16 protein-coding genes are annotated in these 20,360 nt (G+C 38.8%); 5 read left to right on the top strand and 11 right to left on the bottom strand.

Going from position 1 to position 20,360, the window contains the following annotated elements; translation table 11 throughout:
* Nucleotides 1-48: 48 nt before the first annotated feature.
* Nucleotides 49-471, bottom strand: a complete 423-nt coding sequence (locus ACI6PS_RS08650) for a hypothetical protein (RefSeq protein WP_421012158.1) — start codon at nt 469-471, stop codon at nt 49-51.
* A gap of 149 nt (nt 472-620) precedes the next feature.
* On the opposite strand from ACI6PS_RS08650, the gene ACI6PS_RS08645 reads away from it, so the two are divergent.
* From ACI6PS_RS08645 to pdeM, 4 genes are all read left to right on the top strand, one after another.
* Nucleotides 621-1,676, top strand: a complete 1,056-nt coding sequence (locus ACI6PS_RS08645; protein ID WP_421012157.1) for a ligase-associated DNA damage response exonuclease — start codon at nt 621-623, stop codon at nt 1,674-1,676.
* 117 nt (nt 1,677-1,793) lie between these two features.
* The gene (locus tag ACI6PS_RS08640; protein ID WP_421012156.1) at nt 1,794-3,395 is read left to right on the top strand and encodes an ATP-dependent DNA ligase; all 1,602 of its coding nucleotides are present in this window, start codon (nt 1,794-1,796) and stop codon (nt 3,393-3,395) included.
* A 179-nt stretch (nt 3,396-3,574) separates the two neighbouring features.
* Nucleotides 3,575-6,040, top strand: a complete 2,466-nt coding sequence (locus ACI6PS_RS08635) for a ligase-associated DNA damage response DEXH box helicase (RefSeq protein WP_421012155.1) — start codon at nt 3,575-3,577, stop codon at nt 6,038-6,040.
* A 165-nt stretch (nt 6,041-6,205) separates the two neighbouring features.
* On the top strand, nt 6,206-6,859 hold the full coding sequence (gene pdeM / locus ACI6PS_RS08630) for a ligase-associated DNA damage response endonuclease PdeM (protein WP_421012154.1): 654 nt from the start codon (nt 6,206-6,208) through the stop codon (nt 6,857-6,859).
* Between the two features lie 166 nt (nt 6,860-7,025).
* Here pdeM and apaG read toward each other — a convergent pair whose 3' ends face one another.
* Entirely contained in the window at nt 7,026-7,412 is a 387-nt protein-coding gene (gene apaG / locus ACI6PS_RS08625) for a Co2+/Mg2+ efflux protein ApaG (RefSeq protein WP_421012153.1), read from the bottom strand.
* Between the two features lie 102 nt (nt 7,413-7,514).
* Nucleotides 7,515-8,768 carry a DUF5103 domain-containing protein gene (locus ACI6PS_RS08620; RefSeq protein WP_421012152.1) on the bottom strand — a complete coding sequence of 418 codons (1,254 nt, stop codon included), beginning with the start codon at nt 8,766-8,768 and terminating at the stop codon, nt 7,515-7,517.
* Nucleotides 8,769-8,959: 191 nt separating this feature from the next.
* Between ACI6PS_RS08620 and ACI6PS_RS08615 the strand changes: the two genes are divergently transcribed.
* On the top strand, nt 8,960-11,770 hold the full coding sequence (locus tag ACI6PS_RS08615; RefSeq protein WP_421012151.1) for a M16 family metallopeptidase: 2,811 nt from the start codon (nt 8,960-8,962) through the stop codon (nt 11,768-11,770).
* A 219-nt stretch (nt 11,771-11,989) separates the two neighbouring features.
* Here the strand turns inward: ACI6PS_RS08615 and ACI6PS_RS08610 are convergent, their stop codons facing one another.
* From ACI6PS_RS08610 to ACI6PS_RS08575, 8 genes are all read right to left on the bottom strand, one after another.
* Nucleotides 11,990-13,360, bottom strand: coding sequence for an NADH-quinone oxidoreductase subunit N (locus tag ACI6PS_RS08610; protein ID WP_421012150.1), 1,371 nt, complete (start codon nt 13,358-13,360; stop codon nt 11,990-11,992).
* Nucleotides 13,361-13,375: 15 nt separating this feature from the next.
* A complete protein-coding gene (locus ACI6PS_RS08605; RefSeq protein WP_421012149.1) occupies nt 13,376-14,812 on the bottom strand; it encodes a complex I subunit 4 family protein in 1,437 nt (478 codons plus the stop codon).
* A gap of 4 nt (nt 14,813-14,816) precedes the next feature.
* The gene (nuoL, locus tag ACI6PS_RS08600; RefSeq protein ID WP_421012148.1) at nt 14,817-16,706 is read right to left on the bottom strand and encodes an NADH-quinone oxidoreductase subunit L; all 1,890 of its coding nucleotides are present in this window, start codon (nt 16,704-16,706) and stop codon (nt 14,817-14,819) included.
* 6 nt (nt 16,707-16,712) lie between these two features.
* The gene (gene nuoK / locus ACI6PS_RS08595) at nt 16,713-17,033 is read right to left on the bottom strand and encodes an NADH-quinone oxidoreductase subunit NuoK (RefSeq protein WP_421012147.1); all 321 of its coding nucleotides are present in this window, start codon (nt 17,031-17,033) and stop codon (nt 16,713-16,715) included.
* Nucleotides 17,034-17,035: 2 nt separating this feature from the next.
* The gene (locus ACI6PS_RS08590; RefSeq protein ID WP_421012146.1) at nt 17,036-17,557 is read right to left on the bottom strand and encodes an NADH-quinone oxidoreductase subunit J; all 522 of its coding nucleotides are present in this window, start codon (nt 17,555-17,557) and stop codon (nt 17,036-17,038) included.
* A complete protein-coding gene (locus ACI6PS_RS08585) occupies nt 17,557-18,102 on the bottom strand; it encodes a NuoI/complex I 23 kDa subunit family protein (RefSeq protein ID WP_421012145.1) in 546 nt (181 codons plus the stop codon). Before ACI6PS_RS08585 ends, ACI6PS_RS08590 begins: the two co-directional genes overlap by 1 nt.
* Nucleotides 18,103-18,272: 170 nt before the next feature.
* Nucleotides 18,273-19,307 (bottom strand): NADH-quinone oxidoreductase subunit NuoH, encoded by a 1,035-nt coding sequence (gene nuoH / locus ACI6PS_RS08580; RefSeq protein WP_421012144.1) that lies wholly within the window; start codon nt 19,305-19,307, stop codon nt 18,273-18,275.
* Nucleotides 19,307-20,356 (bottom strand): 2Fe-2S iron-sulfur cluster-binding protein, encoded by a 1,050-nt coding sequence (locus ACI6PS_RS08575; protein WP_421012143.1) that lies wholly within the window; start codon nt 20,354-20,356, stop codon nt 19,307-19,309. The genes nuoH and ACI6PS_RS08575 overlap by 1 nt, the downstream gene beginning before the upstream one ends.
* Nucleotides 20,357-20,360 lie beyond the last annotated feature (4 nt).

The following is a 20,360-nucleotide window of genomic DNA, read 5'->3' as shown; positions in this document are numbered from 1 at the left end:
GTTGTTGGTTAATCTATGTAGGCCCTCGGAGTAATCTGGGGGCTTTTTTTATGGTTTATCTATTTCTTCAAAAACAAAACCCGTGTTATAATCCATCGGAACATCTTTTACATAAAATGGGATGTTCATATAAGTGCTTATCAAACCTTTTCCTAAAAGCAATTTATCATTCTTCTTTAAAAATACAATAGGACTGATACTCTTGCTGCCACCGAAAGAAAGGTATTTGAATTCCCCTTTTAGGGTATCGCCAACAAGCTGTCCGCGAACATTTCCAGAGTCCTTACCGTTCTTGCCGTAAATTCTTTCGTATTGACCGAAGAAACGGTCTTCGTAATAGATGATCGAAAGCCGAGCAGTATCTTTTCCATTGATGGCTTGGTAGTGGATTTTATCTACTGATTTGCTGTCCTTGCAACTTGTCAGAAGGAGCAAAGAGCTTATAAAAAAAAGGGTAGCTGTTTTTGTCATAATATACGATTGATAAAATAAAACGATATATTGTACTTCCTAGTATTTCCTTCATCAACAAAAGTTAAACTTGTTACAAATACGCTTTGAGACAAAAAAACTCGTCTTAAATTTATATAGCCAGACCCCTTCTGATGGCGGTATGATTTATGAAACAACCACTTTTAGCATTCAACGATAAAGGCATCTATTGCCAGCAAGCCGACGTCTATCTTGACCCGTGGCGACCTGTCACGAATGCTATTATAACCCACGGCCACGCAGACCATTCTCGATGGGGACATAAAAATTACATTACCCATCATACCAATGTGCCCATCATCCGCCATCGTTTGGGAGAAATCAACGTAACCGGGAAAGACTGGAACGAAACGTTTACCATTAACGGAGTGAAGTTCTCGTTGCATCCTGCGGGACACATCATCGGTTCAGCACAAATCAGAGTAGAATACAAAGGCGAAGTCTGGGTATTCACAGGAGATTATAAAACCGAAGACGACGGTATTTCCACACCGTATGAAGTGGTAAAATGCCACGCGTTCATTACCGAATGCACCTTTGGATTACCCGCGTTCAAGTGGACACCACAAGCCGAAGTCATGACCGACATCAACAATTGGTGGGCCGAAAATAAAGCCGACGGCAAAACCTCCATCTTGTTCGGGTATTCCCTCGGCAAAGCACAACGCCTTTTAAAATATCTTGATACCGATATCGGAAAAATATATACCCACGGAGCCATCGAAAACATGACCGAAGTTTTACGACCAATGGTCGATTTTCCCGAAACCACTAGAATCACGAGAGAAACCAAAAAAGAAGAATTAGCAGGAAATATAATCCTCGCACCGCCAAGTGCCCACGGAAGCATCTGGATTCGAAGAATGACACCCTACGTAACAGGTTCCGCAAGTGGATGGATGGCCTTCCGTGGCGCCAGAAGAAGACGAGCGGTTGACCGAGGTTTTGTGTTAAGTGACCACTGCGATTGGACCGGATTATTGGAAAGCATCAAAGCCACCGGAGCCGAAAAAGTAATCTGTACCCACGGCTATTCCGATATCTTTTCAAAGTATTTAATTGAATTAGGCTACGATGCAAGAACCGCCAACACCCAATACGAAGGCGAATCAGGAGAAATGAACGCCAAAATGGAGGAAGAAGAAAGTGATAAGAATCAGGAAGAAAATGTAGAAAGAGAATAGAGAAAAGAGACAAGAAGCAAGAAACTTTGCGACTTCGCGTCTTTGCGAGAAAAATTAAAAAAAAATTGCGAACCTTGCGAAAAAAAACTTCGCGCTCTTTGCGGTTAATTAGAAAAAATGAAAAACTTCGCCGAACTCATAAAATCCCTAGACAGCTCCAACAAAACGTCGGTAAAGGTTGACGCGCTCACAAATTACTTCAAGAACGCCAGCGATGAAGACAAAGTGTGGACAATCGCCATCCTCTCGCACCGCCGTCCGCCACGACCTGTCAACACCACTTTGTTACGATTATGGGCAAATGAATTGGCAAATATTCCATTGTGGTTGTTTGAAGAAAGTTATCACATTGTAGGCGATTTGGCCGAAACAATTGCACTCGTAATCCCAACCACAAAAGAACATTCCGAGAAAAGCCTGACGGAATACCTGCAGGAAATCATTGCCCTAAAAAAGAAGACCGACGAAGAAAAAAGAGAATATCTTCATGATAATTGGTTGGCGCTTAATTATTACGAACGCTTTGTTTTCACTAAACTTATCACAGGAAGTTTCCGAATTGGTGTGAGTCAGAAACTGATGACAAGAGCATTATCTAAAGCAGAAAATATTGAAGAGGATGCTTTGGCCTATAAATTAATGGGCGATTGGAACCCGAATACCGTCACGTTTCAAGAACTGATTCTGGACGAAAAAAGCAGTGATTATTTGTCGAAACCCTATCCGTTTTATTTGGCCTATCCCATCGAAGGGGAAGTCTCTAATTTAGGAAATCCCGAAGACTGGAGTGCCGAACACAAATGGGACGGCATCCGCTCGCAGACCATCATCCGTGACAACGAGATTTATGTATGGAGCAGGGGAGAGGAATTGGTCAGCGATAAATATCCAGAATTTGCGTCATTTATTGGAGTCATTCCGGATGGAACTGTTATCGATGGAGAAATTTTGCCCTTCCTAAACGGAGAAATCGGAACGTTCAATGACTTGCAAACCCGGATTGGTAGAAAAACAGTCTCACAAGCCATCTTAAAAAATTCTCCAGTTGTAATTAGAGCTTATGATTTGTTGGAATGGCAAGGCGAGGACATTCGGAACAAACCATTTGAAGAACGTCGAATTTTATTGGAAAAATTATATTCCGAAATAAAAGATAAAGACATTCCATTGCAACTTTCCGAGCGTGTTTCATTCTCTACATGGGAAGAAGTTGCCGAAGAAAGAATCCGTTCCAGAGAGATGAAAAGCGAAGGGTTGATGCTGAAAAGAAAAGATTCGCCTTATTTGGTCGGAAGAAAAAAAGGCGATTGGTGGAAGTGGAAAATTGAACCACTGACAATTGATGCTGTGCTAACATACGCCATGAGAGGCCACGGAAGACGCTCGAATTTATTTACCGATTACACGTTCGCCTTATGGCAAGACAACGAAAACGGTGAACGTGAATTGGTGACGTTTGCAAAAGCCTATTCTGGTTTAACCGATGCCGAATTCAGAATGGTGGATGATTTTATAAAGAAAAATACTCTCGAACGTTTTGGACCAGTTAGAAGCGTAACTCCAAAATTAGTTTTTGAAATTGGCTTCGAAGGAATCGCACTATCCAAACGCCACAAAAGCGGTATCGCCACCCGTTTTCCAAGAATATTACGCTGGCGAATCGATAAGAAAATCGAAGAAGCGAATTCTATTGACGATTTGAAGAGCATGATTATTTGAGTTAGGCAAGAGTGATTAGCCAAAAGGCAAAAGCTTTGCGACTTAGCGCCTTTGCGAGAAAATAGAACACGGATGACACGGATTTACGCAGATTTTTTTAGAATTATAGCTTTGCGACCTTTGCGTAAAACTTTGTGCTCTTTGTGGTTAAGAATAAAATAAAGAATAGGAAATAATAAATGAACAGAGAACAACTTTTTAACCTAGCAAGCGACTGGTTCCACCAACAAGGATGGAAGCCCTTCCCGTTCCAAACCCAAACCTGGACGGCTTTCTTGCAAGGTAAAAATGGCCTTTTGAACGCTCCGACCGGAAGCGGGAAAACCTATGCCTTATGGTTGCCGATTGTTCTCGATTACATCAAAAAAAATCCAGATTATAAAGAAAAGCACAAGCCCGGATTAAAAGCAATTTGGATTACGCCTTTACGAGCACTTTCCGTAGAAATTAAGCAATCTGCCGAACGTGTCGTGAATGATTTGGGAACTCAAATGACCGTGGGTATCCGTTCTGGAGATACATCGGCAAGCGAACGAGCCAAGCAAAAAGGCAAGATGCCCGATTTGTTAGTCACAACCCCCGAAAGTCTGCAACTGCTCTTGGCATCAAAAGGATATGAAAAAACCTTCAAGGATTGTTCAGCAATTGTCATCGACGAATGGCACGAATTATTAGGAACAAAACGAGGCGTTCAAACCGAACTGGCCTTGTCAAGATTAAAGAAAATCGCTCCGAATATGCGCATCTGGGGCATTTCGGCAACCATCGGAAACTTGCAACAAGCCCAAGAAGTTTTGCTTGGAATTGATTCGGAAGCGTATAAAAATTCAGTTTTAATCAAAGCGGTTATCAATAAAAAAATAAACGTCATTTCGATAATTCCAGAGAAAATGGAAACCTATCCGTGGCGGGGTCACATGGGTTTGCACTTGATTGATGAGGTGGCGAAAATCATCAAAGCGAGTAGAACAACATTACTTTTTACAAATGTTCGCTCGGCTTGTGAAATCTGGTTTCAAAGATTATTGGAAAAATATCCCGAATTTGCAGGAGAAATGGCAATGCACCACGGAAGCATCAACCGCGAAACCCGACTTTGGGTAGAACAGGCAATTCGTGACGAAGAATTGAAAGTGGTAGTTTGTACCTCCAGTTTGGATTTGGGTGTCGATTTTGCTCCCGTGGAAACCATCATTCAAGTCGGTGGTCCAAAAGGCGTCGCACGGTTTCTGCAACGAGCTGGACGAAGCGGGCACCAACCCGGAAAAGAAAGTACGATTTATTTTTTGGCGACACATTCCATAGAATTGATTGAAGCTTCGGCATTAAAAAAAGCAGTGGCAAATACCGTTGTGGAAGACCGAGTTCCGTATTTGAACAGCTGGGATGTTTTGGTGCAATACTTGAATACCTTAGCGGTTTCGGACGGATTTTTTCCGGATGAAATTTACGAAGAAGTAAAAGGAACGTTCTGTTATCAAGCAATGACAAAGGAAAATTGGAATTGGATTTTAAACTTTATTGTCAACGGAAGCCAGAGTTTGCAGGCGTATGACGAATATAAAAAAGTAGAAATCGAAGAAAATGGCCTTTTCAAAATCAACAGTCGGATGATTGCGATGCACCACAGAATGCAAATCGGGACGATTGTGAGCGATGCAACGTTGAACGTAAAATTTATGGGTGGCGGTTTTATCGGAACAATTGAAGAATGGTTTATTTCTAAATTAAATCCAGGCGACACCTTTACTTTTGGTGGAAAGAAATTAGAATTGTACCGCATCAAAAACATGCAGGTTTTGGTTAGAAAAGCCGACCCAACCAAGAAATCGAGGCTGGTGAGTTGGATGGGAGGAAGGATGGCGCTTTCGGCCCAGATGAGTGAACTGCTTAGGCAGGAATTGTATCGGGCAAACACCGATGATTTATCGCCAGAATTAAAAGCGTTACAGCCGATGTTTGCTAGACAAAGGAAAGAATCGATTGTGCCAAGTGCCGATGAATTTTTGATTGAAACCTTTAAAACCAGAGAAGGCTATCACGCTATTTTTTATCCATTCGAGGGAAGATTTGTGCATGAAGCACTGGCGAGTTTATTGGCGTATCGTATCAGTTTGCTTTCACCGATAAGTTTTTCGCTGGCGTATAACGATTACGGCTTTGAACTGCTTTCCGACCAAGAAATCAACATGCAGGAAGTGTTGGACAACAACCTTTTTTCAACCGATTACGTACATTCTGATTTGATGAAAAGTTTGAACGCGACGGAAATGGCCCGACGAAAATTCCGTGATATCGCTGTAATTGCAGGTCTGGTTTTTACGGGTTTTCCAGGAAAAATGATCAAGACCAAACATTTGCAAAGCGGTTCGCAATTGCTGTTTGAAGTTTTCAGGGATTACGAACCTGAGAATTTGTTGTTTCAGCAAGCTTATCGCGAAACGTTTGAACATCAATTGGAAGAAGGCCGATTATTATTAGCGTTGGAACGAATTGCCAATCAAGAAATTGTTTGGAAACAATGCAAAAAGCCAACGCCTTTCAGCTTCCCGATAATTACGGATAGGCTCCGTGAAAAATTATCGAGTGAGACATTGGCGGAACGAATTAAAAAAATGACCGCTTCGTATATGAAAGGATTTTGACCTGCAAGGTTTTTAAAACCTTGTAGGTCTTGATTAGAAAAAAATATGAAATTATACCTGCGGAGTTTTGAAAATCTTGTGAATCTTGCGCAAAAATACGACGAGAATATAATACCTACAAGGTTTTGAAAACCTTGCAGGATTGCGAAAAGTTTAAAATTTTAAATGACGATTACAATAAAAATAAAATCTCAAACATTCATCCTTCATCCAAGTGGTGCTTTGTTTTGGGAAGACAGAAAAGCACTTTTAATTTCCGATGTTCATTTAGGGAAAGTCTCACATTTCCGTAAACACGGCGTGGCGATTCCCAATAATGCGGTTTCCAAGAACTTTACACGATTGACGGAAGTGGTAGATTATTTCGACCCAGAAAGCGTCGTTTTTTTGGGCGATTTATTTCATAGCTCCAAAAACAGCGAGTGGAATCTGTTCGTGGAATGGTCGGATTGTTGTGTGGCAGAGATTGTTCTGATTGCCGGAAACCACGACATCATTGCCAAGGAAAATTACGATAACATCGAGGTGAAAGTTTTCAAGGAGTTAGAAGTGGACGGCTTTCTTTTGACGCATCATCCAACGGAACGAGAAGGCTTGTTTAATTTTTCTGGACACATTCATCCGGGTGTTGCGTTGCGTGGTTTTGGCGGACATCATATCAAATTGCCGTGTTTTTTTCAGAAAGAAAACCAGATGATTCTGCCAGCTTTTGGAGAATTTACGGGGAAATATATTATGGTTCCCGAAGGAAATGATTTGGTGTATGCGGTAACGAAAGAGGAGGTGATTTTGATTGAGAAAAGGCAATCGGAAAAATAAAATTGATTTTTAGCAGAAACCCTAGCCCAGATTGTAACGGAAAGCTTTTGAAATTACTGACTATTTTTTGTTAGGAGAAAAAAGCGACCAGCGGAAGCTCTTTTTATCCTTACAAAAAAAGGAAGGAATGAAAAAACTTGGAGTGAAAAGCTGGATTAGCTTCTTATTAATTCAACGCAAAAGGAGTACTCAATTTAAAAGTAGGCACCATTACCCTAAAACTTCTGGTAGAGGTAAAATTGATCATATTGAAATAGCCTTTCATGGATCCGAAAGGTGAAGAAAGCAGGCATCCAGAGCTGTACGTATGGCTTTCACCAGGCTTTAAAACAGGTTTTTTGCCTACAACGCCTTCGCCGTCTACAAATTCGGTATCGTTTAGAGAGTCGTAAATTTCCCAATGGCGCGAGATAAGTTGAACTGAATCCTTACTATGGTTTTCAATTGTAATCTCGTAACTAAAGGCAAAATGAATCTTGTAGTTCTTGAAGTAAGTACCTTCAAAACTAGTCAGAACCGAAATTTTTATACCTCTTGTGATTTGAGAAACCATATCTGTTTTATAAGTGTTCCAAAATTACAAATTTTAATTTTGGTATCACATTTTTTATTTATTAAATTACCTTAAAGGCTTTGTTTACAGTTTTTTATAACTTTAATTAATGATGTCGACCGAAGTTGCAACCCCTTTTCCAATAACGCGGTCATAACGTTGTCCGTTTTCACGATAATACACAAGGGCGAGATAATTGTTTTCGGTTTGGTAGAAATTACCGTCGATGGCATTTTCATTGTCAATTTTACCATTCTTATCGGCAATCGTGTATTGGTAGTTTACGAATCCTTGCTTTACCATAAGGGCTTTCTCATAAATCCCTTTGTCCTTGTTATAATCCATTTTGTACTCTGGTGTCAAGGCAAAATTATTGAACATGCCCGTGATGTAAATATCATTTTTTCCGTAATAGGCAGGAGCACTCAGTGAGAAAAAGACCCACGAATAATCGGCTTCCACAGTATTGTCCTCTGCATTTAGGTTTCGAACAACAAAATTACCATTTACATCAGGGAAAAAAGTGTACGGAACATTCGCCCTGGCATTGTTTGTAAACAGATGAGAATTGTAGATTTCTTTTGCATCAATTCTTGAAATGCTGTTGTTTGCTCCTCGAATGTCCTTGTTGTCAAAAAACAAAAATTCGTTTCCGCCCCAGAATTGCGTTTCGGTATCGTATTTATAAATCAGGTCATTTCCAATGGTGTACATAGGTTTTACATTGGTAATGACATCATTGAATTGTCCGTTTTTCATCAATAGAACCTTTATATTTTGTAACGGATTTTGGAATTGGATGTTTTGGGATTTTATCGAAAATTCAAGGTTTTGCTTAAAATTGATTTGATTGACATTTCGTGCACGCTTAACTTGCATAGGCACTGAAACCAATTCTTCGCACATGATGAATTTTCTGGAAAACACTACTTCTTTATTGTCGTTTAAAATTTTAAATACATAATTACCGCTAACTTTCAAACGTGTGAATTTATTTGGAAGATTCACCGTATAATGCGTGTACAATTGCAACGTATTGAAAGAATTGGTGTGATTTTGAATCCGCTGATCGTCAAAACCATCTATATATTCGGCTTTGGATAGCTGTGAGGGTTTCCAGTCGTAATCACAATGTGTGATGGTGTAGAAATAATTGGCCTCGTCTCCATACAAATCATCAAATTGAAACTGAAAACTATCGTTCATACGAAAAACCGGAATCGTATTCTGGTTGTTTTGAACAAACGTCACCGTCTTGATGTTATAAGGGGGAATGATTTCTTTTTCTTGGGCAAATGCTTGAGGCATAGAAAAATAAAAAGCGAGTAAAAGTATAGAGTAGAATTTTTTAGACATTTCTAGAATTAAATTAATTTCAAAAAAGTAAAGATAGCAAATTACAATAACTCCATTTTTATAAATTTATGATAGAAGAGTATTTTTATTGAGTAGTTCAGAAATATAAGTATTTTCTGTTAAATGTATTATAATAAAAATGAAGATTTCGAGTTATTATTTAAATTCGACAAAACAAAAAACAATAATTTATGAAACAAATCAAACGAACGTTATTTTTTTTATTGGTATTCCCTTTGGCAATGGGAGCTCAAGAATTAAAAGGCGACAGTCCGATTCCTTTTGATCCTAGTGTAAAAACAGGAAAGCTTAAAAACGGCTTGACCTACTACATCAAGAAAAATGCCAAGCCAGAGAACAAGGTAGATTTACGATTGGTCATCAACGCTGGTTCTATTCTTGAAACCGACGAACAGCAAGGTTTGGCGCACTTTATGGAGCACATGTGTTTCAATGGAACCAAACGTTTTCCTAAAAACAAGTTAGTGGATTATCTGCAAAGCATCGGAGTTAAATTCGGACAGCACTTGAATGCCTATACGAGTTTCGACGAAACGGTTTACTTCCTTCCAATTCCTTCTGATGATGCTTCAAAACTAGAAAACGGCTTCAATATTTTGGAGGATTGGGCTTTCAATGCCGTATTGACGCCAGAAGAAGTGGATAAGGAAAGAGGGGTTGTTCTGGAAGAATACCGTCTCGGACTTGGAGCAAGCAAGAGAATGATGGGTAGATACATGCCGAAAATGATGTACAAATCCCATTATGCAGATCGTTTGCCTATCGGAAAGAAAGAAATCCTGGAAAACTTTAAATACGACAAGCTTACAAGTTTCTACAAAGATTGGTACCGTCCGAATTTGATGAGTGTGATTGTTGTTGGGGATATTGATGTTGCTGAAATGGAGAAGAAGATCAACGATCACTTCGGGAAATATCAGAATCCAAAGAATGAAAAGCCAAGGAAAGTATACGATGTTCCCAATCACAAGGAAACTTTTGTGGCGGTTGAAAGCGACAAGGAAGCTTCTGGAACACAGGTACAGCTGATCTACAAGGACCACAATGCACCTAAAAAAACGGTAACGGTTGCTGATTATAGAGCCGATCTTGTAGAAAACATCTTTACAACAATGTTAAACAATAGATTGGATGAATTGACAAATTCGCCAACTCCTCCGTTTACATTTGGTTATTCTTACCATGGTGGTACTTGGGCCAGAACCAAGGAAGCCTACCAATCTTTTGCCATGACACAGGAAGACAAGCAATTGGAAGCTTTGAAAGTATTGGTAACAGAGAATGAAAGAGCAAAAAAATACGGATTTACGCAAAGCGAATTAGATAGGGCTAAATCGGATTATTTGGCAAGATACGAACAGGCTTACAACGACAGAGACAAATCAAACTCTGAAATGTTTGTGAGTGAATACCAGTCGTATTTCTTAGAAGGAACACCTGCTCCGGGAATTGCTTGGGAGTATGAAGCGGTAAAACAAATGCTTCCTAAAGTAGAATTAAAGGATGTGGCCGGATTCGTAAAAGAATATGTGAAGGACGACAATAGAGTGGTGATCATCACTGGTCCAGAGAAAGAAGGATTGAAAAAAGTAACAGAGCAAGAGGTTTTGAATACTTTAAAAGTAAATTCTGATGAAGTGAAACCTTATGAGGAAACCGCTGTTGCTTCTAGCTTGTTGAGAAAAGAAGTGAAAGCTGGAAAAATCACCAACAAAGAATTCAACGCAAACATTGGCGCTACCACTCTGACTTTGTCTAATGGTGTAAAAGTTACCTACAAGAAAACCGACTTCAAGAATGATGAAGTATTGATGGAAGGAATTAGTTTTGGAGGTACAAATTTGTATACGAATGATGAAGCCAAGAAAACGCAATTTGCAAATGGAGCTTTGACTGAAGCAGGTTTTTCAGGTTTAAAATTGAACGATATCAATAAATTTATGGCTGGTAAAATTGCCAATGTAAATCCATACATCGGCAGTACTTCCGAAGGATTCAGAGGAAGTGCTACACCAAAGGATTTGGAATATTTATTTCAAACGGTTCATGCTTATTTCACAGATTTGAACCTTGATAAGGAAGCGTTTGAAGGATACAAGCAAAAACAATCGGCTTTCTTCAAGAACCTTTCTTCGCAACCAAATGTGTATTTCCAACAGGAATTCTATGGCTATTTGATGAAAGAAAATCCAAGATACTTCGGTATGTTCCCAGATGATAAAGCTTGGGAAACTACAGACTATGAATTGGCTTACAAGAAATACAAGGAACGTTTTGCTAACGCTGGAGATTTCGAATTCTTCTTCGTAGGTAATGTGGATGACAAGGCAATTGAGGAGTTTTCTGCGAAATATTTGGCTTCTTTACCATCAACAGATAAAAAAGAAAAAGCAGTTGACCTTGGATACAGAATGCTGAAAGGTGATTTGAAAAAGGTTGTAAACAAAGGTACAGATCCAAAAAGTTCGGTAACGATTATGTATTATGGCGACGCTGATTATTCTCCAAAAGAAGCTTTGGCAATGCAAGCTTTGGGCGAAGTATTGACCATCAAATTAATTGAAGAATTAAGAGAAAATGAAAGTGGTGTATATGGCGTTAGCGCAAGAGGAAGCATGAGCAAAGTGCCAAACGGTGCTTACAATTTTAGTATCGGTTTCCCATGCGGACCAGAAAATGCTGAGAAATTGACAGCTTCTGCTTTGAGAGAACTCCAAAAGATTATTGACAATGGTCCGGTTGAAGGCGACGTAGTTAAATTCAAAGAGGCCGAATTGTTGGATTATAAGAAAGACATCAAAGAGAACAGATACTGGTTGAGCAACTTCAGCAGATCCTACACCAACGGAACAAATGCAGATGATATTCTAAAATTTGAAGAGAAAGTAAATGCGATTACCGCTAAAGACATTCAAGCTGTAGCGAAGAAATACTTGACGAAAGACAAAGTCGTTGGTATTTTGATGCCAGAGAAAAGCTAAATAATTTTGGCCTCAAGAAAAAGAATCCCGATTGCAATCAAGCAGTCGGGATTTTTTTTTGAATAAAAATAAAATTGAGTACTGAAGATATTTACCCTTGCACCGAAAGAGTTTCTGATGCACCGAAAGAGTCTCTGATGCACCGTCGCCTTAGTTCAATAATAATGAAAAAAAAAGCCACTCTTTCGAATGGCTTTTGTATATAGAAACGATAATATTTTACATCAAGTCTAAAACCGTAGAAGGGAAAAGACCAATTACAATATTAATCACAATTGCAATCACAGCAACAGAATAATATAAGATAGGAGTTCCTGTTCTTTCTTCGTTAGGCTCTTTGCCATACATTGCCAAGATCAATTTGAAATAATATCCAATACTGATGATAGAGTTTACAACCGCAACAATCACCAAAACAAGATAGCCTGCTTCAATTGTCTGGTTAAACAAAAACAATTTAGCAAAGAATCCAGAGAAGATAGGAATACCTCCCATGGAAAGTAAAGCACCTGTTAACACTGCAGCTAACAGCGGATTGGTTTTTCCTAAACCGTGGAAGTTGACAATATCTTCGTTGTTTCTGTTCTTGCAAACATAAAGGATAACTGCAAAGGCTGCAATTCCAGAAAGTGAATAAGCGGCCGCATAATACAATAACGTTCCGGCAGAAAGACTAAGGCTTAGCAAAGTCATCAACATAAATCCTGCGTGCGAGATACCAGAAAAAGCAAGCATTCTCTTTACATTCGTCTGACGTAATGCCATAATATTTCCAACCGTCATCGAAGCAATAGAAATCACCACAATAACAATCTGGAACGACTCAGATATATCAGCATTCAGTACGCTCAAAATTTTAAATAAGGTAGCCATAGCTGTTACTTTCGCTATTGTACTCATAGTAGCAGTAGTCAATGCAGGAGCACCTTCGTAAACATCCGGAGCCCAAAAGTGAAAAGGCACAGCGGCAATCTTGAAAAGCATACCGATAGTAAGCAATATGATTCCAATAAAGAACCAATCCGGCAACTCAGCAGAACGCGATAATTCGCTGATTTCTGCTACGTCAAAGCTTCCCATTGCACCATATACCAAACAGATTCCGAAAAGGATAAAACCAGAAGCAAAAGCACCCATCAGGAAATACTTCATACCCGATTCATTACTTTTAAAGTTCAATCGGTCACTGGCACATAAAACATATAGGGCAATTGATAAGATTTCAATACCCAAGAAAAACATCGCCAAATTCCCAAACGAAACCATCGCGATAGCACCCGAAAGCATAAATATCTTTATTCCGATGAAGTCAGATATTTTAGCGGCAGCTTCTTTATCATAGAAGTTATGACTCAAAGCAACAATAAAGATGGTCAGTACAATAAGTAAACTCGAAAAGGTAACCGAAAAATTATTCACGACCACCATATTGTTATAGAAGCTTGCAGTAGTGCCGTAATCATTAATCGTCAAGGCAAGTGATGCCAACAAACCAACAATCGTAAAAGGAATGATCCCTTTTCTAAAATTGAAAATTTCAAATAAAAGGCATAAAACACCTAATCCTGTTATAGCTATTAATGTATTCATTTTTTTATTTGATAATTATCGATTGATTATAGTTATAATATTTTCAAGACTTGGTGTAATCAAATCTGTAATTGGTTTTGGGAAAATTCCAAAAAACAATAAGAATGCGATGATGGCTACCAAAACTACTCCTTCGTTAAATGTTACTTCCTTGAATGCTTTAACATTGGTTTCTCCAAGCATTACGTGTTGGAACATTCTCAACATATAATAAGCTCCTAAAATGATGGTTGTTCCACCAAGGATAGCCCAGATGATTCCAATTTGCGACAAGCTGTACAATACCGTAAATTCTCCAATAAAGTTGAAGGTAGAAGGTAAAGCAACCGATGCTAAAACCAAAATCATAAACATAGAAGTAAACTTCGGCGATTGGCTTCTGATACCTCCCATTTCTGAGATTTCTCTGGTTTCATATCTTCTGTAGATGATTTCAGCCACGAAGAACAAACCAACCACCACAAAACCGTGGGCAATCATTTGAAGAACTGCTCCACGAAGTCCGTCAAGGTTAAAAGTATAAGTTCCGGCAGCAATCAATCCAACGTGTGCTAAAGATGAATAAGCTAGTAATTTTTTAAGGTCTTTTTGTCTCAAAGCTACAATCGATCCGTAGATCACTCCTGCAATTCCCAAAGCAATAAAGATGGTCATATATTCTTTTGCGGCAGCTGGAGCCAAAGGCAATTGCCAACGGATAACGCTGTACAATCCCATTTTTAGCATGATTCCTGAAAGCAACATGGTTCCAACAGTTGGCGCTTTTTGGTACACCTTTGCCTGCCAAGTATGGAAAGGAATAATCGGAATTTTAATAGCATAAGCCAAGAAAAATCCAAGGAAAATCCAAAGTTGTTCTTGAGAAGAAAGTTCTAATTTGTATAAGTCTTCAAGCAAGAAGCTTCCAGCTTTTCCATACAAATAGATAAAAGCCGTTAGCATAAATAACGATCCAGCCAAAGTATAGATAAAGAATTTTACAACTGCTTTTTTACGTTCTTCTGCATCTCCGTTACCCCAAATCAAGGCAATAAAGTAGATCGGAATCAAGGCCAATTCCCAAAAGATATAATATAAAAGTCCGTCAGAGGCAAGGAAAGTTCCCGCCATCGCGAATGACATGAATAAGATTAAAGCATAGAAGTTTTTTGCATTCCTGAATTCATTTCCAAAAGCTGAAAATATGATTAAAGGCGTCAAAGCTGTGTTTAAAAGCAACATTGCCAGTGATAGTCCATCTGCTTTAAGCGAAAATGAAATGCTTGGTTTTGTAATCCATCCCGAAACAAAATCGATATTCTGTCCGGCATTGAAAAGGCTCAACAAGTAAACGGAAAATCCTAAGGATACCAATCCGAAAAGCAAGGCTACTTTTGGAGCTAGTTTATCTCCTGAAAAATAAGTTGCAAAAGCGCCAATTAAAAGTATAATTAGTATAAAAGATACATCCATTATGTTAGAATTTTTTTTGAGCTAAAATTAAATACGAAACAATGGCACAAAAGCCTATGACGAAAGCAAAAAGATAAAAACCGATACTTCCGTTTTGAATTTTCTTCCCTTGGTAGCTTAGTTCGTTGGCCGCTTTTCCGAAACCAAAAACAATCGCTGCCAAAGCTGTTTCAATGTAATCCCTAAAGAAACAAGAAAGCAAGTTGATTGGTTTTACGATGATGGCATCGTACACTTCGTCAACATAGTACTTGTTGTATAAAACTTTAGAGAGACCTGTAATTTTTTCATCTTCTTCAGGAACTTGGGCCTGCTTGATATATTTCGCATATGCAATTCCAATTCCAACCAAGGCACCAACAGTTGCAATTCCCATCAGCATGTATTCAGTAGTTCCTAAATGGTGTGCTTCGTGGGCTTTTGCGAACAAAGGAGCAAGGTAGTGATTCAACCAGCTGTGTCCTGGAAGGCTCAACAAACCTCCAATTGCCGCCAAAATAGCTAATACAATCAAGGGAAAAGTCAATAAAGCCGGACTTTCGTGCAAGTGATGTTTTTGTTCTTCGGTTCCACGGAATTCTTTAAAAAAGGTCAAATACATCAATCGGAACATATAAAAAGCCGTCAGGATCGAAGCAATAGAGCCAATTACCCAAAGAACTGGACTTTCGTGAAACGCCACCATCAAGATTTCATCCTTGGACCAGAATCCAGATAATGGAAAAATACCAGCAATAGCCAAACTTGAAACCAACATTGTAATAAATGTGATCGGCATCGCTTTTCTCAAGCCACCCATTTTACGCATATCTTGTTCGTGGTGCAAAGCATGGATTACGGAACCTGAACCCAAGAATAAACAAGCTTTGAAGAAAGCGTGCGTGATTACGTGGAAAACAGCAATTTCGTAAGCTCCCAAACCTAAAGCCAAGAACATCAAACCTAATTGAGAAACGGTAGAGTAAGCCAATACCTTTTTAATATCATTCTGAACCAAACCAATCGTTGCGGCTACCAAAGCTGTTACAGCACCAATAACGGCAATAATATCTTGAATTGCAGGAGCCAAATCAAACAAGAAGTTCAATCTTGTAATCATAAAGATACCAGCTGTTACCATCGTTGCGGCGTGAATCAAGGCCGAAACTGGAGTTGGTCCTGCCATCGCATCTGGCAACCAGGTGTATAATGGAATTTGGGCAGATTTTCCAGAAGCTCCAATAAACAAAGCCAAAGCAGCGGCTGCAATCCAAAAGGCATCTAAATTATTTCCAGCTAGGATAGTTGCTTTCAAAGTAGCAAAATCCAAAGTATTGAATAAAGCTCCGATGATAAAGATTCCAACCAGGAAACCTAAATCTCCAACCCTGTTCATGATGAAGGCCTTTTTTGCCGCATCATTATAATTTTGATTCTTGTACCAGAATCCGATAAGCAGGTAAGAACAAAGTCCAACGCCTTCCCATCCGATAAACATGATCAACAAGTTGCTACCCATTACAAGCGTAATCATAAAGAAGATGAACAGATTCAAATATGAAAAGAATTTGTGCATATTCTCGTCATCGTGCATATAGCTGATCGAGTAGAGGTGGATCAAAGAACCGATTCCTGTTACAAACATCAACCAAAGCAAAGACAATTGATCCAATAAAAATCCAAATTCAATATTGAAGTTGCTGATAGCAATCCAATCAAACAGATGAATGCTTATTGGTTGCCCAGTCTGATTAATTTGAAGAAAAAAGATAAGAGTTGTGACAAAAGAAACAACAACAGCAAGCGTTCCGATGGCTCCGGAAACATTCTTGCCTAAACTTTTTCCAAAGAATATATTTAATAAAAATCCTAAAAAAGGAGCTAATAATAGTACTAAAGCTAAATTGGTATCCATTGAAAATTATCCTTTTAAGTTTTTTAAATTAGCCACATCAATCGAACCGATATTTCTGAAGATAGCTACTAAAATTGCCAATCCAACTGCAACTTCCGCTGCGGCAACCGCCATCGAGAAGAATACAAAAACTTGTCCTTGTGCGTCTTGGTGATAAGTAGAAAAAGCCACAAATAAAAGGTTCACGGCATTCAGCATAATTTCTATTGACATAAAAACGATGATGGCATTTCTTCTATACAACACTCCAAAAACACCAATGCAAAAAAGCGCTACTGAAAGGAAGATATAATTTTCTATACCAATTTGGTTTAAAATATTCTCCATAATTATTTAGATGATTTTTCTTTTTTAGACAATAAAACGGCACCGATCATTGCAACAAGCAACAATACAGAAGCAAATTCAAAGGCAATCATAAAACCGTTTTCGTGGTCAAGTAAAACTTGTCCCAATACTTTTATCGATTGATAATCTTCTCCGGTTGTATCATAAGGACCCACAATTGGTTTGGTCTGAACGAAAATCGCAATCAAGATCGAGATGATCAAAAAGAACGAAACAACAGCTCCAAGTCGTGTAATTCGTGGCTTGTGCACTTCGTCTTCCTTATTGAGGTTCATCAACATCAGCGTAAACAAAATCAGGATCATAATCGCTCCAGAATACACAATGATGTGAACCAATGCCAAAAATTGAGCATTAAACAATAAATAATGACCCGCAATCGAGAAGAAACAGATAACCAGATAAATAGCACTGTGGATAGGATTTCTGGAAAAAATGGTCATAAATGCCGAAGCCAAAGTGACAGCGGCAAGAATACAGAATATAATAAGTACTGTCGACATTAGTTAGCGTTTTTTAATTTACCATTAGCAATTGCAGCTTCAAGAGGCATAACCAATTTATCTTTTCCAAAAATAAACTCTTCTCTTTCATAGTTTGAAGGAACCAAGACTTTAGATTTTGTCAAATAAATCGCTTCCTTTGGGCAAGCTTCCTCACACAATCCACAGAAAATGCAACGCAACATATTGATTTCATAAATTGAAGCATATTTCTCTTCTCTGTACAAATGCTTTTCTTCAGGTTTTCTTTCCTCAGCCTTCATCGTGATCGCTTCTGCGGGACAAGAAAGTGCACACAAACCACAAGCCGTACAACGCTCGCGACCTTCGTCATCACGCATCAGCATGTGTTGTCCACGATACACATCGCTTCGAGTTCGTACCTGTTCAGGATATTTAATCGTTACTTTTCTTGTGAACAAGTGACGGATCGTAATAAACAAACCTTTCACAATTGCCACCAGGTACAAGCTCTCCCAAAAAGTCATCTTTTTGTTTGAAACCTCTTTTTTTCTTCCCGATAATGATATAGTTTCTATTGACATATCTGGTAATTAATTTCTTTTTTATAAGGAGCAAATCGTCCTCTTGTATTTGTAATCCATTTTCCCGCTTTCCGTTACAATCTTTTCTTTTTTAAAGAAAAAAAGAAAAGGATTTTCACTTCAATCGGGGCTAGATGATAATCTATAGTCTTTCTTTTAAACTTTTGATCTTAGTTGTCAAACAATAAAATCACAACAGCTGTCACAATGATATTTGCAATTGCCAACGGAATCAACATCTTCCATCCCAAACGCATCAACTGGTCATAACGGAATCTCGGAATCGTCCATCTTACCCACATGAAGAAAAATATGAAGAAGCAGATCTTGGCAAAAAGCACAAATATTCCGATAACGTTTCCAATATTGACACCCCAATTTTCAACAGCCCATTCCATTCCAGGATAGTTGTAACCACCGAAATAAAGAACTGCCAAAATCGTAGAAGAGATAAACATACTTGCATATTCAGCAAACAAATAGAATCCCATTCTCATCGAAGAATATTCTGTATGATAACCTCCAATTAACTCCGCCTCACATTCCGCCAAGTCAAAAGGCGTTCTATTGGTTTCAGCAAACGAACAAATTAGGAAGATGATAAATCCAACAGGTTGGTAGAAAACATTCCAGTTCATACCGCTTTGCTGAGCTGAAATTTCTCTCAAGCTCAAGGTTCCTGTCATCATGATCAAGGCAATGATCGAAAGTCCCATCGCAACTTCATACGAAATCATCTGAGAAGACGCTCTCATTGCACTCATTAAAGAGAATTTGTTGTTTGATGCCCATCCACCAATCATGATTCCGTAAACACCAACTGATAAAACTCCGAATACATAAAGCATTGCCACATCGATATCTGTTGCTTGTAGGATAACATCGCGTCCAAATAAATGCAACTTATCGCCCCACGGAATAACCGCACTGGTCATCAAGGCAACACTCATTGAAATTGCCGGACCTACAATGAACAAGAATTTATTAGGGGTGTCTGGTAAGAATTCTTCTTTCGAAAATAATTTCAAACCATCTGCCAAAGGTTGCAAGATACCACCTTTACCAGCTCTGTTTGGCCCAATCCTATCTTGAAGCCAAGCCGCAACTTTTCGTTCAGCCAATGTAGAATACATCGCCATCAACATTGTAATGGCAAAAATTGCTACAATAAAAATTCCTTTTTCTATTATCAGTGTACTGTCCATTATACTTTTCCGTTATTAAAGACTTCTCTTTCACCTTGTTTCAACGGAACAGCCGGCATACTGATTTTTTTACGGTCTTGGTCACGACCTTTCAATATTCCTTTTTCAGTTTCAATAACAACTGTATCCAGTTCTCTGGTATAATTATTTTGGTTGATAACCGAATCTTTCTCGAATTTACGAGGTCCTTCGATTACCCAATCCGATACTTCTTTTTTGTCAAAACGACACGTATTACAGATGAATTCCTCCACTTCGTGGTAAACATCTTTTCTTCCTGTAACCCTTTGAATTTCGTTTCCAAACATCCAAACGGTTGTTTTTCCGCAACATCCTGGAGTAGTACATTCTCTGTGAGCGTTGAAAGGTTTGTTGAACCAAACTCTCGATTTGAAACGGAACGTTTTATCAGTCAAAGCTCCAACTGGGCAAACATCAATCATATTTCCAGAAAATTCATTGTCGATCGCTTTAGAAATACAGGTTGAAATGTTAGAATGATCGCCTCTGTCCATTACACCGTGCACACGATTGTCTGTCAATTGATCGGCAACCATCACACAACGGTAGCAAAGAATGCAACGGTTCATGTGCAATTGAATATTCGGACCGATATTTTCCGGCTCAAATGTTCTTTTTTCTTCGATATAACGTGTTTGGGATTTTCCGTGTTTGAAGCTCAAGTTCTGCAAGTCGCATTCTCCTGCCTGATCACAAACAGGACAATCCAAAGGGTGGTTGATCAAAAGGAATTCCGTTACAGATTTTCTAGCATCCTGAACTCTTTCAGAAGCGGTACTGTTCACTTCCATTCCGTCCATACAACCTGTTACACACGATGCCATCAATTTTGGCATTGGTCTTGGATCAGCATCACTACCTTTTGAAACTTCAACCAAACAGCAACGGCATTTTCCGCCACTGCCTTTTAATTTAGAGTAATAGCACATCGCTGGTGGAACAGATTCTCCTCCAATCATTCGAGCAGCCTGAAGGATGGTGGTCCCCGGTTCTACTTCTATACTTTGACCGTCTATTGTTACTTTCATATTT

Origin of the sequence: Flavobacterium sp. PLA-1-15 (assembly GCF_049060005.1) — a bacterium.
GTDB lineage: Bacteria > Bacteroidota > Bacteroidia > Flavobacteriales > Flavobacteriaceae > Flavobacterium.
The sequence above is the reverse complement of the archived record's forward strand: the minus strand, read 5'-3'. Positions and strand labels throughout refer to the sequence as shown.